A 14353-nucleotide genomic window follows, 5' to 3' on the forward strand; every position below is an offset into this window, starting at 1 on the left:
TACTAATATAAGTGCAATCAAAGGAATCGTCGTGGATGGAATACAATGGTTAGAGTATAGATTATAAATATGCCCTTGCTCGGGACAGGCTAAATTATTCAACAATTGGCAGGGAATATAGTAGCGGACTTGACAGCCCGCTCACATAAACCGATTGGCCTTGATTAACAGTTAGTCTGCACTTTTTAGAATTCGGTAAAGTTGATCTTTTAACCACAGTCTCTTTTTCTTCAGTGATTCAAGATACTCATCACTTGAGTGCTCTACACCGTCTTCAATTCGAATAACTTCATTGTCTACTTCATGGTAATCTTTAAAGAGTTTTGAGAAATGTCCATCAGACAGTTTTAATTCGTGAATTCTGTCTTTAAACTCTGGCAGTTCTTTAGCTAGGCTGTGGCGTTCAATATTCATCGTTTTATTCCCATAATTAGCTAGGTAATCTGAGTTTGGGTACAAACCTCAGATTAAGGCTGAAAATGCATTTGAGTTTAGGGTAGACCCAATCAATGCGCCGTTAGTGACAGTGATTTCGAATACATTTTTTGAAGTTACTGTCTGATTGGGTCTGTTTCCATAGTACGCTGCTACCTTCCTTGAGTATTGATCTAACGCAAATCACATTCAGTTATAAACAATCAGAGTTTTTGTCGTTTCTTTATACTGTTCGAGATATAAAATCGAGGACCTTTGACCACATTCTTAGGGTTTCTCGCAAAGTCGCTAGCCGCCTAGATGCAATTGTTGTAAAATGTCGGCGTTTCTAAGCAAATCTATCTAGCAACTTTTGAGGAAAACCTGTGAGCGAACAAAAACAGTCTCTTAGTTATAAAGACGCTGGCGTTGACATCGATGCGGGCAACGCATTGGTCGAAAGAATTAAAGGCGTAGTGAAAAAAACTCGTCGCCCAGAAGTAATGGGTGGTATTGGTGGTTTTGGTGCACTATGCGAACTCCCAACCGGATATAAAGAGCCTGTTTTGGTTGCTGGCACTGACGGTGTTGGTACTAAGCTACGCTTAGCTATCGATTTGAAAAAGCACGACACAGTAGGTATTGACCTAGTTGCTATGTGTGTTAACGATCTTATTGTCCAAGGCGCTGAACCCCTATTTTTCTTGGACTACTATGCTACAGGCAAGTTAGACGTTGATGTTGCAGCGGACGTAGTATCTGGTATTGGTAAAGGCTGTGAACTATCTGGTTGTGCGCTTATCGGTGGTGAAACGGCTGAAATGCCAGGCATGTACGAAGGCGATGACTACGATATGGCTGGTTTTTGTACTGGTGTGGTAGAAAAGTCTAAAATCATTGATGGAACTAAAGTTGCGGCTGGCGATCAGCTAATTGCATTGGGTTCAAGCGGTCCACACTCAAACGGCTACTCTCTAATCCGTAAAGTACTAGAAGTATCTGGCGCAGATACTAACGCAGAGTTCGAAGGCAAAACTCTAGGCGAACACCTGCTAGAGCCAACCCGTATCTACGTAAAGCAAATCTTAGCGTTATTAAAAGAAGTTGATGTTCACGCGCTTTCTCACATCACTGGCGGTGGCTTCTGGGAAAACATCCCTCGCGTGCTCCCTGAGTCAGCAAAAGCGGTAATCAAAGGTGATAGCTGGCAATGGCCTGCAATCTTCAACTGGTTACAAGAAAACGGTAACATTGCAACGCACGAAATGTATCGCACATTCAACTGTGGTGTTGGCATGATCTTAGTTGTTCCTGCTGACAAGCTTGATCAAAGCCTTGAAATCCTGAAAGCACAAGGCGAAAACGCTTGGCACATCGGTGAAATTCAAGACGCTCAGGCTGGTGAAGAGCAAGTTGAGATCTTAGGTGGTGCCGAGTAATGGCACCCACTCGCCTTGTTGTTCTGATTTCTGGTAGTGGTTCAAATTTGCAAGCAATCATTGATGCTTGCAAAGCGGGCTATATTCAAGGTGAAATTGCTGCCGTTATTAGTAATAAAGCGGACGCATACGGCCTAACCAGAGCGCAAGAGGCTGGTATAGCAACATCTGTTTTAGACCATAAGCAATACGCTTCTCGTGAAGAGTATGACGTTGCGCTTGGTCAACTAATTGATAGCTTTACACCAGATTTGGTTGTATTAGCTGGATTTATGCGTATTCTAACTCCAAACTTGGTGCAAAAATTTAGAGGAAAAATGTTGAACATTCATCCTTCTTTGTTGCCTAAGTATCAAGGGCTGAACACCCACCAAAGAGCAATCGATGCAAACGATGTAGAACATGGTGCTAGCGTTCACTTTGTCACAGAGGAGTTAGATGGTGGTCCTGTGGTCTGTCAGGCCAAGGTCACTATTCTTCCAGATGATACGGCAGAGTCACTGGCGCAACGTGTGCATAAGCAAGAACACATTCTTTATCCTTTGGTGGTCAAATGGTTCAGCGAACAAAGACTAACAATGGAAGCAGACTATGCTGTTTTTGATAACAAAACCTTACCAGTTCAAGGTGCGCCGTACCCAGAAAAATAAAAAATGGAGCGCTGTGCTAATTGGTATTAGCGCTCTACTTTCCACTTCGACATTCGCAAACTCACTCACTGAATATCACGCCGAATACCAAGTTTCACGCAAAGGTAAGGTTCATGGAAGTGCCACGCGAGACCTTACAAAAATAGCGGACGCAACATACGCTGTACGTTACAAAAGCGATATCGAATGGATGATTTTTTCAGACGTAAGAACTGAAGAATCATTGTTTAAAGTCGCTGAACATACCGTCAGCCCACTACATTATAGTATGACCCGTGAAGGGACTGGTCCAGATAAAAGCTACAAAATTAAGTTTGATCACCAAAACCAAGCAATTACCTCCAGTGAAGAAAAGTATCCATTGAAAGTGAAATGGCTTGAGAATCAGCAAGATTTAATTAGTTATCAAGTACAGCTGCGAGAGGATTTAAAGGCGGGAAAGACCAAGTTTAGCTATCCTATCATAGACAAAAAAGGCGACCAGCGAAGCTATGATTTTGAGGTGGCCGGCGAGGAAATGATCACTCTACCTTTTGGCAATGTCAAAACCATCAAAGTTAAACGCGTTTATGATGATAGCGATCGTCAGGCCATTGCTTGGTTTGCACCAAGTTATGATCATATGCTGGTTAAAATGTACAAAGGTAAAGATGGTATGGAGCAGTTTCAGATTGAGCTTAAAACCTACCAACCTAAATCAGAGAGTTGATAGCAACATCGTTGATTCATCACGGCGGCTCAACTAAGCCGCCTTTACTTACAAAAACTCAGAACTACACCTTCTCACCTAATTTGAATAAAGCAAACTCACCGGGCTCAAGCTTCTGCCACTGTTCATCGTTGGTCAGCGGTCGAGTTGCAATAACAGTGACAACATCATCTGGTGTGGTTTCTTTTTGGAAATCTACCACCATATCCGCATCGATTAAGGTAGCCTTACCAAATGGGGCTCTACGGGTTATCCAATATAGGTTATTGGTGCAATACGCCAACACATAAATGCCATCGGTTATCAACATGTTGAATACCCCTTTGTCTCTCAATGTGTGCGCTAGCTTTGCGATATACCTGAAAACTGAGACCATGTTTGACGGGCGACTTGGGTATTTTTCTCTTACTTTGTCCAAAATCCAACAAAAGGCAAGTTCACTGTCTGTGTTCCCAACGGGTCGATAGAAGTCAGTTTTTAAATCTTTATAGTCCGAAAGCTGACCATTGTGAGCGTAAGTGATCTCCCGACCCCATAATTCTCGAGTGAATGGGTGGGTATTTTCAAGACAAGTTCGTCCCCTATTTCCCTGTCGAATATGACTTATTACGGACACGCTTTTAATCGGATATGCTTTGACCAATTTAGCAATTTCAGACTGACAGCTAGGTTCAGGATCTTTAAAGGTTCTACATCCTTTCCCCTCGTAAAAGGTGATACCCCAGCCATCTTTATGAGGACCCGTATTGCCACCGCGCTCCAACAAACCAGAAAAGCTAAAACAAATATCCGTCGGTACGTTCGCCGACATCCCCAAAAGCTCACACATAAATCACTTAAACCCTAAATATCATAAAGTTATGATTAAAATACAAATCACAAAAATCAAAAGGTCACACGTTTGGTCACACTTATGACTAGTAGCTCGATTATCTTAGATAGTCATACTACTGAATTATTGGCGGTAAGTTTATCATGTATCTCTGTGTCTTTACTTTTTTAAATTCAACTACTTTGAGAGCGGTATTAATACGATTATTTTAAATGACTATCGGGCTCTTCTCATCTAGAAAACACTTTATTGGTTGAGAACCTTAATGACCACCCCAAGTAAATTCCTAGTTGGATCACTTAAACATAAAGTAGATTACGAACTGAGAGTTACTTCGCAATATCTAACCAAGTGCCACCCGTAAGCGTATCTAGATCATGCGCTTTTAACTCAAAAACCGAGTTGGGCGTGCCAGCAGCAGCCCAAATACGATCGTATTGCTTTAAATCTCTATCTATTATCGTCAACACAGAGTCAGTGTGCGCCACAGGAGGCACACCGCCAATGGCAAACCCGGTTTTTTCCCGCACAAAGTTTGCGTTCGCTTTTTCGAGCTTTACATTAATTGCAGCTTCTACTTTTTCCACGGACACTTGGTTGCTACCAGAAGCAATTATCAAGACCGCCTTTTCTGTATTGCTATCTTTAAATATCAGAGACTTGGCGATTTGAGACTCAGTGCAACCAATCGCATTTGCAGCATCTTTCGCGGTACGAGTAGAGTCTGCAAGCTCTGTAACTGTGAAGTGATGCCCATGACTGGCTAGGAACTCTTGAACACGTATTGATGAGGGTTTTAACGACTGTGACATTCAATTGCTCTTCCATGCTGTGGTAGTTAAAACCAATCTAACAGCTAGTGAGCTGATTTTAAACATCCAGTATGTTTTATACTATTTGTGATATGAGGTTAACTCTATCTCGGGGTAGCATTGAAAAATATCCGAGTATCCCATTAATAGGAACTCGGATTATAGCTGTATATAAACACTCAAGGTATTAAGTAAAGTCTATATTGTTACCACATGCCACTGGTACGCAAGGCTAGCGCCAGCCAATGAGCATGCTAATAAAAAGTTCATTACCTCTTTTGAGCTAAGTGAGCGAGACTCCCGAGAAAAATGCTTAGCATGTAATCTCATACCTAATGGTTGCAATTCTTTTTCATGTTTTGGCAATGCAATCAATCCAGCAAGTAGCATGACTAAACAAAGCATATAACTACCTTGCACGATAAAGAATAGAGTAAGTGAAAATGCGGTGATAGAAAAAATCCAAGAAATGAATTTGAACATAGCAGCTCCGTTTGCTATCAGTGTTACCAGTTTGATTTTACAACCATCTCGCTGGCTAGTTTCTAATTTTAATACGGAGTTTAGAGTTATTAGTTTAAAAGCACAAGCAGACTAAAGTATTAGCCCTTATTTTCGAACAATGACTTCATAAACTCATAGAATGCCTCTGCTTTGCGTGTCTTCAGCGAGTGTTGAGGCCTGACAAACCAAATAGGTGCGTCGTCACTTTCGAGACAACCTGGAATTATAGGCACTAACTCACCTCTTTTTAGGTTATCTCTGATGGCAATGTGAGATTTAACTGCAATACCATGCCCAGCTAGGGCAGCAGAAGTCATATTGTCTGAGTTTGAAATCGTAAAACGAGTTTTTGCGTTAAAGTGTACAATTCTACCGTTTGGTTCTTTTAACTTAAATTCTCGTTGCCAAGGTAAGCATACAAAAAAGTGGTTTTGTAATTCGCTGATATTATCAGGCATGCCATAGCGGTCAATATAGCTCGGCGCTGCACATAATATCCGATGGTTATCGCATAGTTTTCTCGCCAACAACCCAGAATCAGCCAATTGTCCAACGCGTATCGCTACATCTTGAGCACCTTCAACTATGTTTACAAACTGATCGTTGATCAGGAAATCGAGTGCTAATTGCGGATGCGCTTGCTCAAATTGACTTAGATTTGGCATCACAAATTGTGAAAACACCCAAGGCGGCATAGTGACACGAAGTAACCCGCTCACCGCTGAGCCCCTTGCACCTATTTCGTGCTCAGCATCATAAAGCGCCTCTAATATATGCTCCACCCGCTCTCTAAAAGTACTTCCGGCTGGGGACAATGTTAGCGTACGACTATCTCTAAACAGCAAAGTCGTGCCTAAATGTTGCTCTAACTTATTAAGACGATGACTAACTGTCGCGGGTGAGAGTCTCAACTGCTTCGCAGCATTAACCACTCCTTGATGTTTAATAATAGCCAAGAATGTTTCGAGTTCAGCGATTGAATACATGTTGATTTAATTTTTTCGAATCTTGCTTTCGAATATGCACGCTTTGTTTAAATTTATCAAATAAATATACTGCTTCTCATCGCAACTAAATTGGAATTATCAATGCAACGTACCTTAATTAGTCTATTCGTTACGTTAGGAGGCCTAATGCCGAATATTAGCCAAGCCAACTCAAAGGTTGAACGCCCGGAAGTTATTTTCTTCGATGTCAATGAAACCTTACTTGATTTAGAGTCAATGAATAAACCGGTTAGCCAAGTTTTGGGTGGTGATGAGTCCCTATTACCCCTTTGGTTTTCCACTATGCTACATCACTCGTTAGTGACTACGGTAAGTGGTGATTATCAAGATTTTGGCAAAATAGGCGTTGCCTCGCTACAAATGGTTGCAAAGAACAAAGGCCTAACGATAACTGACTCACAAGCTAAACAAGCAATCGTGCCCGCCCTGCTCTCTTTGCCCCCGCATGAAGACGTCATTCCAGCGCTAAAGCGGCTCAAACAAGCAGGCTTTAAACTCGTGAGTTTAACCAATTCATCGAATGCAGGAGTTAAAGCGCAGTTTGAAAATGCCGGTCTAATCACCTATTTTGATCAACGCTTGAGTATTGAAGACATTAAAGTGTATAAGCCCGACCTTAGAGCCTATGAGTGGGCGTTACAGCAACTAAATATTCGCCCAGACCAAGCGCTAATGGTGGCGGCTCACGGCTGGGATGTTGCCGGCGCTAAAGCCGCGGGCATGCAAACTGCGTTTATTGCAAGACCACAAAAGCAACTTTATCCACTGGCAAAAGCACCAGATTACGTGCTACCGGACTTAACAAGTTTGGCTGACGAGCTCGCCACCTCTGGAAACGAGTAACATTGGAAATGTATCAGCTGGTACCTTAGTACTAGCTGATAAAAATGCTCGGCATGCTTTATCTACACAATAAATGTACTAGATTTAAGGAGGTAAATCGAAGGAATAGCCTAAATGAACATAAATAAAAACACCCACATTGTGATCTGGATAATCATAGGTGTTAGCTTAACTATCCACGGCGCATCCCTTTTACTGAGCAATACTCTGTTCAGTGACATTACGTGGCCGCTGATAGAAACGCATGCAGTGGTTGAGAGCTTTGGCTCGGCTGTCGCCCTTTTTATTGCATTTGCGTTATTATTCTTCGAAAAGCACAATATAGGAACAAGCTTTAATATTGAAATCGCTACAGCGTTGCTAATAATGGGGATCTTAGATGGATTTCATGCCGCCGTAAATGTTGGCCAAACATTCGTTTGGCTCCATAGTATCGCGACTTTCTTCGGTGGCCTAGCCTTCATCACTCTGCTTGCCCACAACCGAGTTACTTGGTTCAAAAACCGTTATTGGTTAATTGGTGCTTGTACAGCCGCGATTATTATCGGCATTAGCAGTTTAGCTTTCCCTGCAGATTTACCAGATATGGTTAAACAAGGCCACTTTACTGGCACGGCGATGGCGCTAAACGTAATTGGTGGTGCCCTATTTATTATTGCTGCGGTTAAAATCCTTCTTGTATATCGTGACTCTCATCATGTGAGTGATTTGCTATTTTGCTTACATTGCTTCTTGTTTGGCGCAGCCGCTATCATGTTTGAGCAATCCAAGTTGTGGGATGCTGCTTGGTGGGGTTGGCACATTTTAAGGCTAATGGCCTATATCGTCGCTTTGGGGTTTTTATTAGTCGAAGGAATGCAGATCTTACAAGAGTTAAAACAACATAAAGAGCAGCTAGAAGAGTTAGTGAGTGAGCGCACTCGCTCGTTAGTTGAGACGAATCAAAAATTAGAAGAAACCGTTATCAACCTCAACCGTACCCATGCACAACTACTTGAAAGAGAAAAAATGGCATCACTTGGCGATCTGGTCGCTGGGGTTGCACACGAAATTAATACTCCAATAGGGATTGGCATTACATCCACGACCTATTTACAAGAACACTTAAACGACCTCACCATGAAGTATCAATGTAAGGAGCTCTCTACTGAGGTGTTAGAATACTTTATTTCAGATTCAACCAGTGCTTGCAAAATACTATTAAAAAACCTCCAACGGACAGCCAATTTAATCACTAGCTTTAAGCAAGTCGCTGTAGACCAATCCAGCGAGCAGGTGAGAGCCTTTAATGTCCATGATTATGTTCAAGAGATCATCGCAGCGCTCAGCCCAGAGATTAAAAAGCATGACCATAAAATCAAGTTTCATTGCGATCCCGGCCTTATCGCCACGACCTATCCCGGTGTTATTTTTCAGATCATTTCGAATTTAGTCGCAAATTCCATTGCACATGGCTTTAAAGAGTCGGAACAAGGTGAGATCACCATTGAATTCTTTAAACATGATGAACACATTGGGCTTATTTATAAAGACAATGGTAAAGGCATGTCGGAGCTTGAATTAAGTAAGTTATTCGAGCCATTTTATACCACCAAAAGAGGAAGTGGCGGTATGGGACTTGGCGCTTATATTATCTATAACTTGGTGACTCAAGGGCTAGATGGAGATGTACACACCGTCAGCGAGCCCGGCAAAGGACTCGAATATAGGATAGCATTTGCTAATAAACAAGCGACGCCATTAAAAGTTGTTTCTTAACCGGATGACTGATTGAGTACTGTCACAATGGTCAGTACTCGATACTTCTATAATAATTAAATTAGAAAAATCCTAGAGGACTGGTGCTATAGCTCACTAAGAGGTTCTTGGTTTGTTGGTAATGATCCAGCGCTTTTTTGTGAGTTTCTCTGCCAATACCTGATTTTTTATAACCACCAAATGCCGCGTGTGCAGGATACATATGATAACAGTTAGTCCACACGCGACCCGCTTCGATTTGGCGACCAAATTGATATGCGCGATTCATATCTCTAGTCCACACCCCAGCACCTAAACCAAACTCAGAGCTATTCGCCAATTCCAACGCCTCCGCTTCATCTTTAAAAGTACATAAAGAGATCACCGGACCAAATATTTCCTCTTGGAATACCCGCATTTGGTTATGCCCTTTTAACAGCGTCGGCTGAATATAAAAACCTTTATGATAACCCTCGCCAAGCTCTGCGACTTCGCCACCGATTAATACTTCAGCCCCTTCCTTCTTGCCAATATCAATATAGCTAAGAATTTTATCAAATTGAGCTTGTGAGGCTTGTGCACCAACCATGGTTTCTGTATCAAGCGGATTGCCGCGTTTAATCGCCTTAGTGCGTTCGATGACTTTGGCTATAAAGTCATCGTATATATCTTCTTGCACGAGCAATCGCGATGGACAAGTACATACTTCGCCTTGGTTAAAGTAGGCCAGCACAGCGCCTTCAATACACTTACTTAGGTAATCATCGTCAGCTTGCATCACATCACTAAAGTAGATATTAGGCGACTTACCCCCTAGCTCCACCGTTGAGGGAATGATATTTTCAGCAGCACATTTTAGGATGTGAGAGCCCACAGGAGTCGATCCTGTAAACGCAATTTTTGCGATACGTGTACTCGTAGCAAGCGCTTCACCAGCCTCTTTCCCGAAACCATTTACAACATTAACCACACCATTTGGTAATAAATCAGCGATTAATTCCATCAACAACAAAATAGACGCAGGCGTTTGCTCCGCAGGTTTTAGCACTACGCAGTTTCCAGCTGCGAGAGCGGGTGCCAGTTTCCAAGCGGCCATAAGTAATGGGAAGTTCCATGGGATGATCTGCCCCACAACACCCAGAGGCTCATGAAAATGATAGGCCACGGTTGACTCGTCAATTTCACCTATGGCTCCTTCTTGAGCACGAATGCAACCTGCAAAATAGCGGAAATGATCAGCAGCAAGCGGAACATCAGCGGCTAGCGTTTCACGTACAGCTTTACCATTATCCCATGTTTCGGCTACCGCTAGGTATTCAAGGTTTGCTTCTATTCGGTCTGCGATTTTGAGTAATATATTGCTTCGTTCAGTGACCGAAGTTTTACCCCACGCCGCCTTTGCAGCATGGGCGGCGTCAAGCGCCAGTTCAATGTCTGCATTATTTGAACGCGGGATCTGACAAAACACTTCGCCATTAACAGGACTAATATTGTCGAAGTACTGGCCGTCAACGGGTGGCGTCCATTCACCGCCAATAAAGTTTTGATATTGCGACTTAAAGCTGACGATCGCACCTTCAGTATTTGGATTTGCGTATATCATTTTTACCTCTGCAACTTGTGTTATTTATTTGGGCTTCACTCGTCCCAGTTTTGTTTTTACTAATATTTGACATTAGCCAAATTCACCTTTAAAAACTTAACTTAGGGTCTCGGAATGTATACGCACAGTCCAAAAGTAACCGAGAAGGAGTGCATTGTTTGCAGATCTCTAAACATCGCAGTCGTGTCGAACGCTTAGTTGAAAACAAAATAAGTTTTGCCGCCAATCAGGTAGAGCTTAGCGTCTATGACACATACGAAAGTACCAATAGAGTCAAACTCGCCTCTAATGAAGTGTTGTTTTGTGCAATGATCACGGGCAAAAAAGTGATGCATGTAGACAGTTGCGACTATCACCAGCCCTTTTTACCTCATCAAAGCTTCGTATTGGCACCAGAACAAACCGTATTTATAGACTTTCCCGACGCTAGCTTATCCGCTCCCACCACCTGTTTAGCCATTGAGATCAGTCGAGAGAAAATTAATACCGTGAGTGAGAAGTTAGCGCTTTCGCTTCCTAGTGATTTTAATTATCAAAAGCAGCTGGTGCACACCGAGCATAACTGGCAAACCCAGCACTGCTTGGGGCGATTGCTCCATCTGTTCAGTGAGAATGAGGCTGAGCGGGGGTACTTTATCGATTTGGCAATGGATGAACTAATTGCAAGACTACTACAGCAACAAAGCCGAGATCTGCTGTTAGGCGCAGTAAAACAAACACCAGATCAAAACGGTTTGTATCAAGCGATGCATTATTTGGAGACGCATTTAGACGAGCCATTAGATGTAGAGAAGCTTTGTAAACTTAGCTGCATGAGTAGAAGTCGCTTTTTCAATCAATTTAAAAAATCATTTGCGATGACGCCACAGCAGTGGCTCCAAGCACGGAGACTAACTGAAGCAAAGGCAAAACTAAAAGCTGGAATTCAGATCACCGCAATTAGCTTTGCACTCGGCTTTAAGCATCCAAGCCAATTTAGTCGAGCGTTTAAACAAGCTTTTAATATCACGCCGAAGGACTATCAACTTCAGGCACTAAAAGCCGATAAAAACGACTGGTTACTCCGTTAGTCCAACCAAAGCCCTGTTGCACCACGTATTCTCCGCCACTTGCCTGTTTATCCGGTTCAACCACATTATACTTCTCAAGCAAACAACTGGCTTGCTCAAAGCCGGTTTCAACAGCATAAAGCCATGCTTGCATAATCTTCTTCGCGAGCTGATTTTGACCATATGCCCTAAAGCCTGACACCGCAAACCACTGCAGTGGTGCCCAGCCATTAGGACTGTCCCACTGCTGTGAAGTAGTGACTAAGGTACTAACCAATCCGCCTTGCTGCAAAAATTCTGCCTCGAGTTTTTTGCCAATATGCTCTGCCTGCTCAGGTGTAACCAACTCTGCAAACATAGGTACAACGCCCGCTAGAGATTCAACGGAGGTACGCGCATAATCATTAAGATCCACATCGAAAAACCAACCTTTTTTATCGCACCAACAATATTTCTGTATCAGTGCACTGCGATTTGACGCTAAATTGGCATAGTACTGCGCTTGCGTTAGCTCGTTTAATTTCTCAAAACAACGTGCAATTTGCGACTCAAGCAATACCAATAGTGCATTTAAATCCACTGGGATAATGTCTGTTGTACGAATGCTCGCTAAATCGTCAGCGTTTGCTAACCAACGGCTACTAAAGTCCCACCCCGACTCACAAGCCGCACGAATGTGCTGATAAAACGTTTCGCTGTCCGTAACCGCTGTGGCTAATTCTATATCCTCAATAAAAGACTCTGGGCGCGGCGCTGCAAGCGGATCCCAGTAGCGATTCAGTGTGCCCCCACATGGCATGTTGACGACTCGGTACTGCGCTTTTTTATCCGTGCAACTCAAATCCTCTCCGGTCTGCCAAAACTGATGTTCTTTCAGTAATGCCTGAGTAACTCGCGACAGCCACTGCTTATCATGAGATTTTTCCTGCCACAGTAAATCAACCATTAATGCCGTTACAGGTGGCTGGGAGCGACTTTGGTAATAATCTCGATTGCCGTTAGGTACATGTCCAATACGATCAATAAGACTCACAAAGTTATCTAGCATCCCCTCAACGAGATCGCTTCTGTTCGCATCCAAAAGCCCGAGTGCCGTAAAGTAGCTATCCCAGTAATAAATTTCGTTAAAACGTCCACCCGGTACAACATACGGATGGGGTAAAGGTAGCAAGGAACCTTTAGCAACGGTGCTCGCCTTTCTAGATAAACGCGACCACAGCGCACTGATATACTGCTGCGCACTAGTAAAGTCTGGTAAGGCATCTAACTCTTTGTTGGCAACAAAGTCAAAATGCGCATGCACAAATCTAAGTAACGCCTCTCCCGTCGGCTTTTGCATCACATACTGGTTTTCTATCTCTGCCAGCGGAATTTTTGCGATGGCATCTGCAAAAACTTTACTGTCTGAAAACAAACCAGCGCTTTGCACCGCCTTAAAAATCTCTGTGGAATAAAAGTTTGATTGATACTGCATGTAAAACCTCAGCTCACCTTTTGTTGATTTGGCGTGTGAGCATGATTTAATTGGCTAGACTCACTCATCGATTTAAAGAAATATAAACACACAGCAATCACCAGCATGGGAATAAGTGCCCCATAAAACGCTTGTTGACCACCAAAATGTTGAAACACCAAACCTGTGATCATTGAGCCTGTGCTACCACCTAGCGCTGAAAATACAACGATTAGCCCTGTCATCGAAGCGTGCTGTGTAGTGGGTAAACTACTTAGCATTACCGAATTAATGACCGGATAAATAGGCGCCATAAAAAGACCGATCAGCGGCATCAGAAAAGCCACAAGGGGTGCATCAAATAACGAAGAAATAAGCGTTTTCTCAATACCCTCAGTCATCGGTAACGTTAAAATCACTAATCCTGCCATAGCGGCAAGGCAAACATTTAACACCACATACCAATGTACTTTGGTGAGCACAACGCCGGCACCAAGCCGACCGAGTGCTAAACAGGCAGCAAAAACACTGGTAATTTGCACGCTAATATTCACCGGTAATGACAAGATCTCATTATTAAAAGTAGGCAACCAAGTGCCTATACTCTGCTCTATCAATACGTATAAAAATGCGGAAATCACAAATACCAGCACAAGCGGCTTAGCCACAAGCTTTAGCATAGCCATAAATGCAGAGACACTAGACTCGGTGGCTTGCGTTGGCTCAGGCTTTGCAATTGGGGAAACCCAAACAATAAACGCGGTGAAAGCACTCAGCACAGCTAACACGAAATAGACGTTTAACCAGCCAAGAGAGTTATCGCCGCTGTCAATAAACGCCGCAAAAATCCAATAACCGCCGAGGACCCCTAACATAAACACGCCCTCAATAAAATTAAGCAGGCTTGAATGTTGATTGCTTCCTTCAGTGACTTGGCCAACGAGCGCATAAACCGACACTTTGACCACCGCAAATGCCGCACCCACGCAAGCAAATACTAGTTTAAGAATCCAAAACTCAGCGACCATAGGAGTGATACTGCAAATCAATGCTACACCCGCAAGCACAGCGGTCAGAGCGATTTTAAATCCGACCCTAGGGATAACCGACGCAACTAGAAATGAAACGATGGCGATGGGAAGATCTTTAAATGCCTCTAAGGTGGCGGCCTGCGCTTTTGTAATGCCAAAGCTATGAATAGACTGCAAGATGACCGTCCCTACGCTATTGAGCAAAATAGCAAATAGGAAGTAACTAACGGCCATGGCAAGTATGATACGTGCTCGATTCATTGTTATTCT

The 14353-nt window shown here is 43.0% G+C and carries 14 protein-coding genes; 6 read left to right on the top strand and 8 right to left on the bottom strand.

Features of this window, described 5'->3' with window-relative positions; translation table 11 throughout:
• Nucleotides 1-171 precede the first annotated feature (171 nt).
• A complete protein-coding gene (locus tag PPIS_RS07040; protein ID WP_010373888.1) occupies nucleotides 172-414 on the bottom strand; it encodes an HP1242/YdcH family protein in 243 nt (80 codons plus the stop codon).
• A gap of 386 nt (nucleotides 415-800) precedes the next feature.
• Here PPIS_RS07040 and purM point away from each other — a divergent pair, with 386 nt between their 5' ends.
• The 3 genes from purM to PPIS_RS07055 are packed head-to-tail and all read left to right on the top strand — an operon-like array spanning nucleotide 801 to nucleotide 3212.
• Nucleotides 801-1853: a phosphoribosylformylglycinamidine cyclo-ligase gene (gene purM, locus PPIS_RS07045; protein ID WP_010373886.1), complete on the top strand. Its 1053-nt coding sequence runs from the start codon at nucleotides 801-803 to the stop codon at nucleotides 1851-1853.
• Complete coding sequence (gene purN, locus PPIS_RS07050; RefSeq protein ID WP_010373884.1) at nucleotides 1853-2503, top strand: phosphoribosylglycinamide formyltransferase; 651 nt, start codon at nucleotides 1853-1855, stop codon at nucleotides 2501-2503. Before purM ends, purN begins: the two co-directional genes overlap by 1 nt.
• A 13-nt stretch (nucleotides 2504-2516) precedes the next feature.
• The gene (locus PPIS_RS07055; protein ID WP_019647394.1) at nucleotides 2517-3212 is read left to right on the top strand and encodes a DUF3108 domain-containing protein; all 696 of its coding nucleotides are present in this window, start codon (nucleotides 2517-2519) and stop codon (nucleotides 3210-3212) included.
• Between the two features lie 64 nt (nucleotides 3213-3276).
• Here PPIS_RS07055 and PPIS_RS07060 read toward each other — a convergent pair whose 3' ends face one another.
• The 4 genes from PPIS_RS07060 to PPIS_RS07075 form a co-directional block, all read right to left on the bottom strand.
• A complete protein-coding gene (locus tag PPIS_RS07060) occupies nucleotides 3277-4041 on the bottom strand; it encodes a class II glutamine amidotransferase (protein WP_010373880.1) in 765 nt (254 codons plus the stop codon).
• A gap of 332 nt (nucleotides 4042-4373) precedes the next feature.
• On the bottom strand, nucleotides 4374-4856 hold the full coding sequence (locus tag PPIS_RS07065) for a YbaK/EbsC family protein (protein WP_010373878.1): 483 nt from the start codon (nucleotides 4854-4856) through the stop codon (nucleotides 4374-4376).
• A 198-nt stretch (nucleotides 4857-5054) separates the two neighbouring features.
• The gene (locus PPIS_RS07070; protein WP_010373877.1) at nucleotides 5055-5339 is read right to left on the bottom strand and encodes a hypothetical protein; all 285 of its coding nucleotides are present in this window, start codon (nucleotides 5337-5339) and stop codon (nucleotides 5055-5057) included.
• Nucleotides 5340-5458: 119 nt separating this feature from the next.
• Entirely contained in the window at nucleotides 5459-6346 is an 888-nt protein-coding gene (locus PPIS_RS07075) for a LysR family transcriptional regulator (RefSeq protein WP_010373875.1), read from the bottom strand.
• Between the two features lie 147 nt (nucleotides 6347-6493).
• On the opposite strand from PPIS_RS07075, the gene PPIS_RS07080 reads away from it, so the two are divergent.
• Nucleotides 6494-7210 carry a haloacid dehalogenase type II gene (locus PPIS_RS07080; protein ID WP_010373873.1) on the top strand — a complete coding sequence of 239 codons (717 nt, stop codon included), beginning with the start codon at nucleotides 6494-6496 and terminating at the stop codon, nucleotides 7208-7210.
• Nucleotides 7211-7324: 114 nt separating this feature from the next.
• Nucleotides 7325-8968 (top strand): ATP-binding protein, encoded by a 1644-nt coding sequence (locus tag PPIS_RS07085; RefSeq protein WP_010373870.1) that lies wholly within the window; start codon nucleotides 7325-7327, stop codon nucleotides 8966-8968.
• Nucleotides 8969-9029: 61 nt separating this feature from the next.
• Here PPIS_RS07085 and exaC read toward each other — a convergent pair whose 3' ends face one another.
• Nucleotides 9030-10550, bottom strand: coding sequence for an acetaldehyde dehydrogenase ExaC (exaC, locus tag PPIS_RS07090; RefSeq protein ID WP_010373868.1), 1521 nt, complete (start codon nucleotides 10548-10550; stop codon nucleotides 9030-9032).
• A 158-nt stretch (nucleotides 10551-10708) separates the two neighbouring features.
• Here exaC and PPIS_RS07095 point away from each other — a divergent pair, with 158 nt between their 5' ends.
• Nucleotides 10709-11620, top strand: a complete 912-nt coding sequence (locus PPIS_RS07095) for a helix-turn-helix domain-containing protein (protein WP_010373867.1) — start codon at nucleotides 10709-10711, stop codon at nucleotides 11618-11620.
• On the opposite strand, the gene PPIS_RS07100 is transcribed toward PPIS_RS07095, so the two are convergent.
• Nucleotides 11556-13073 carry a trehalase family glycosidase gene (locus tag PPIS_RS07100; protein WP_010373866.1) on the bottom strand — a complete coding sequence of 506 codons (1518 nt, stop codon included), beginning with the start codon at nucleotides 13071-13073 and terminating at the stop codon, nucleotides 11556-11558. The two genes, PPIS_RS07095 and PPIS_RS07100, sit on opposite strands and share 65 nt — an antisense overlap.
• An 8-nt stretch (nucleotides 13074-13081) precedes the next feature.
• Complete coding sequence (locus PPIS_RS07105; RefSeq protein WP_010373865.1) at nucleotides 13082-14344, bottom strand: MFS transporter; 1263 nt, start codon at nucleotides 14342-14344, stop codon at nucleotides 13082-13084.
• Between the last annotated feature and the right edge of the window lie 9 nt (nucleotides 14345-14353).

It is taken from the genome of Pseudoalteromonas piscicida (genome assembly GCF_000238315.3).
Classification (GTDB): domain Bacteria; phylum Pseudomonadota; class Gammaproteobacteria; order Enterobacterales; family Alteromonadaceae; genus Pseudoalteromonas; species Pseudoalteromonas piscicida.

What these genes read in the sequence shown, in the direction of transcription:
- exaC (WP_010373868.1), bottom strand. Translation starts at nt 10,550, where the DNA reads ATGATATACGCAAATCCAAATACTGAAGGTGCGATCGTCAGCTTTAAG.
- PPIS_RS07075 (WP_010373875.1), bottom strand. Translation starts at nt 6,346, where the DNA reads ATGTATTCAATCGCTGAACTCGAAACATTCTTGGCTATTATTAAACAT.
- PPIS_RS07070 (WP_010373877.1), bottom strand. Translation starts at nt 5,339, where the DNA reads ATGTTCAAATTCATTTCTTGGATTTTTTCTATCACCGCATTTTCACTT.
- PPIS_RS07085 (WP_010373870.1), top strand. Translation starts at nt 7,325, where the DNA reads ATGAACATAAATAAAAACACCCACATTGTGATCTGGATAATCATAGGT.
- PPIS_RS07100 (WP_010373866.1), bottom strand. Translation starts at nt 13,073, where the DNA reads ATGCAGTATCAATCAAACTTTTATTCCACAGAGATTTTTAAGGCGGTG.
- PPIS_RS07080 (WP_010373873.1), top strand. Translation starts at nt 6,494, where the DNA reads ATGCCGAATATTAGCCAAGCCAACTCAAAGGTTGAACGCCCGGAAGTT.
- PPIS_RS07060 (WP_010373880.1), bottom strand. Translation starts at nt 4,041, where the DNA reads ATGTGTGAGCTTTTGGGGATGTCGGCGAACGTACCGACGGATATTTGT.
- PPIS_RS07105 (WP_010373865.1), bottom strand. Translation starts at nt 14,344, where the DNA reads ATGAATCGAGCACGTATCATACTTGCCATGGCCGTTAGTTACTTCCTA.
- purN (WP_010373884.1), top strand. Translation starts at nt 1,853, where the DNA reads ATGGCACCCACTCGCCTTGTTGTTCTGATTTCTGGTAGTGGTTCAAAT.
- PPIS_RS07065 (WP_010373878.1), bottom strand. Translation starts at nt 4,856, where the DNA reads ATGTCACAGTCGTTAAAACCCTCATCAATACGTGTTCAAGAGTTCCTA.
- PPIS_RS07040 (WP_010373888.1), bottom strand. Translation starts at nt 414, where the DNA reads ATGAATATTGAACGCCACAGCCTAGCTAAAGAACTGCCAGAGTTTAAA.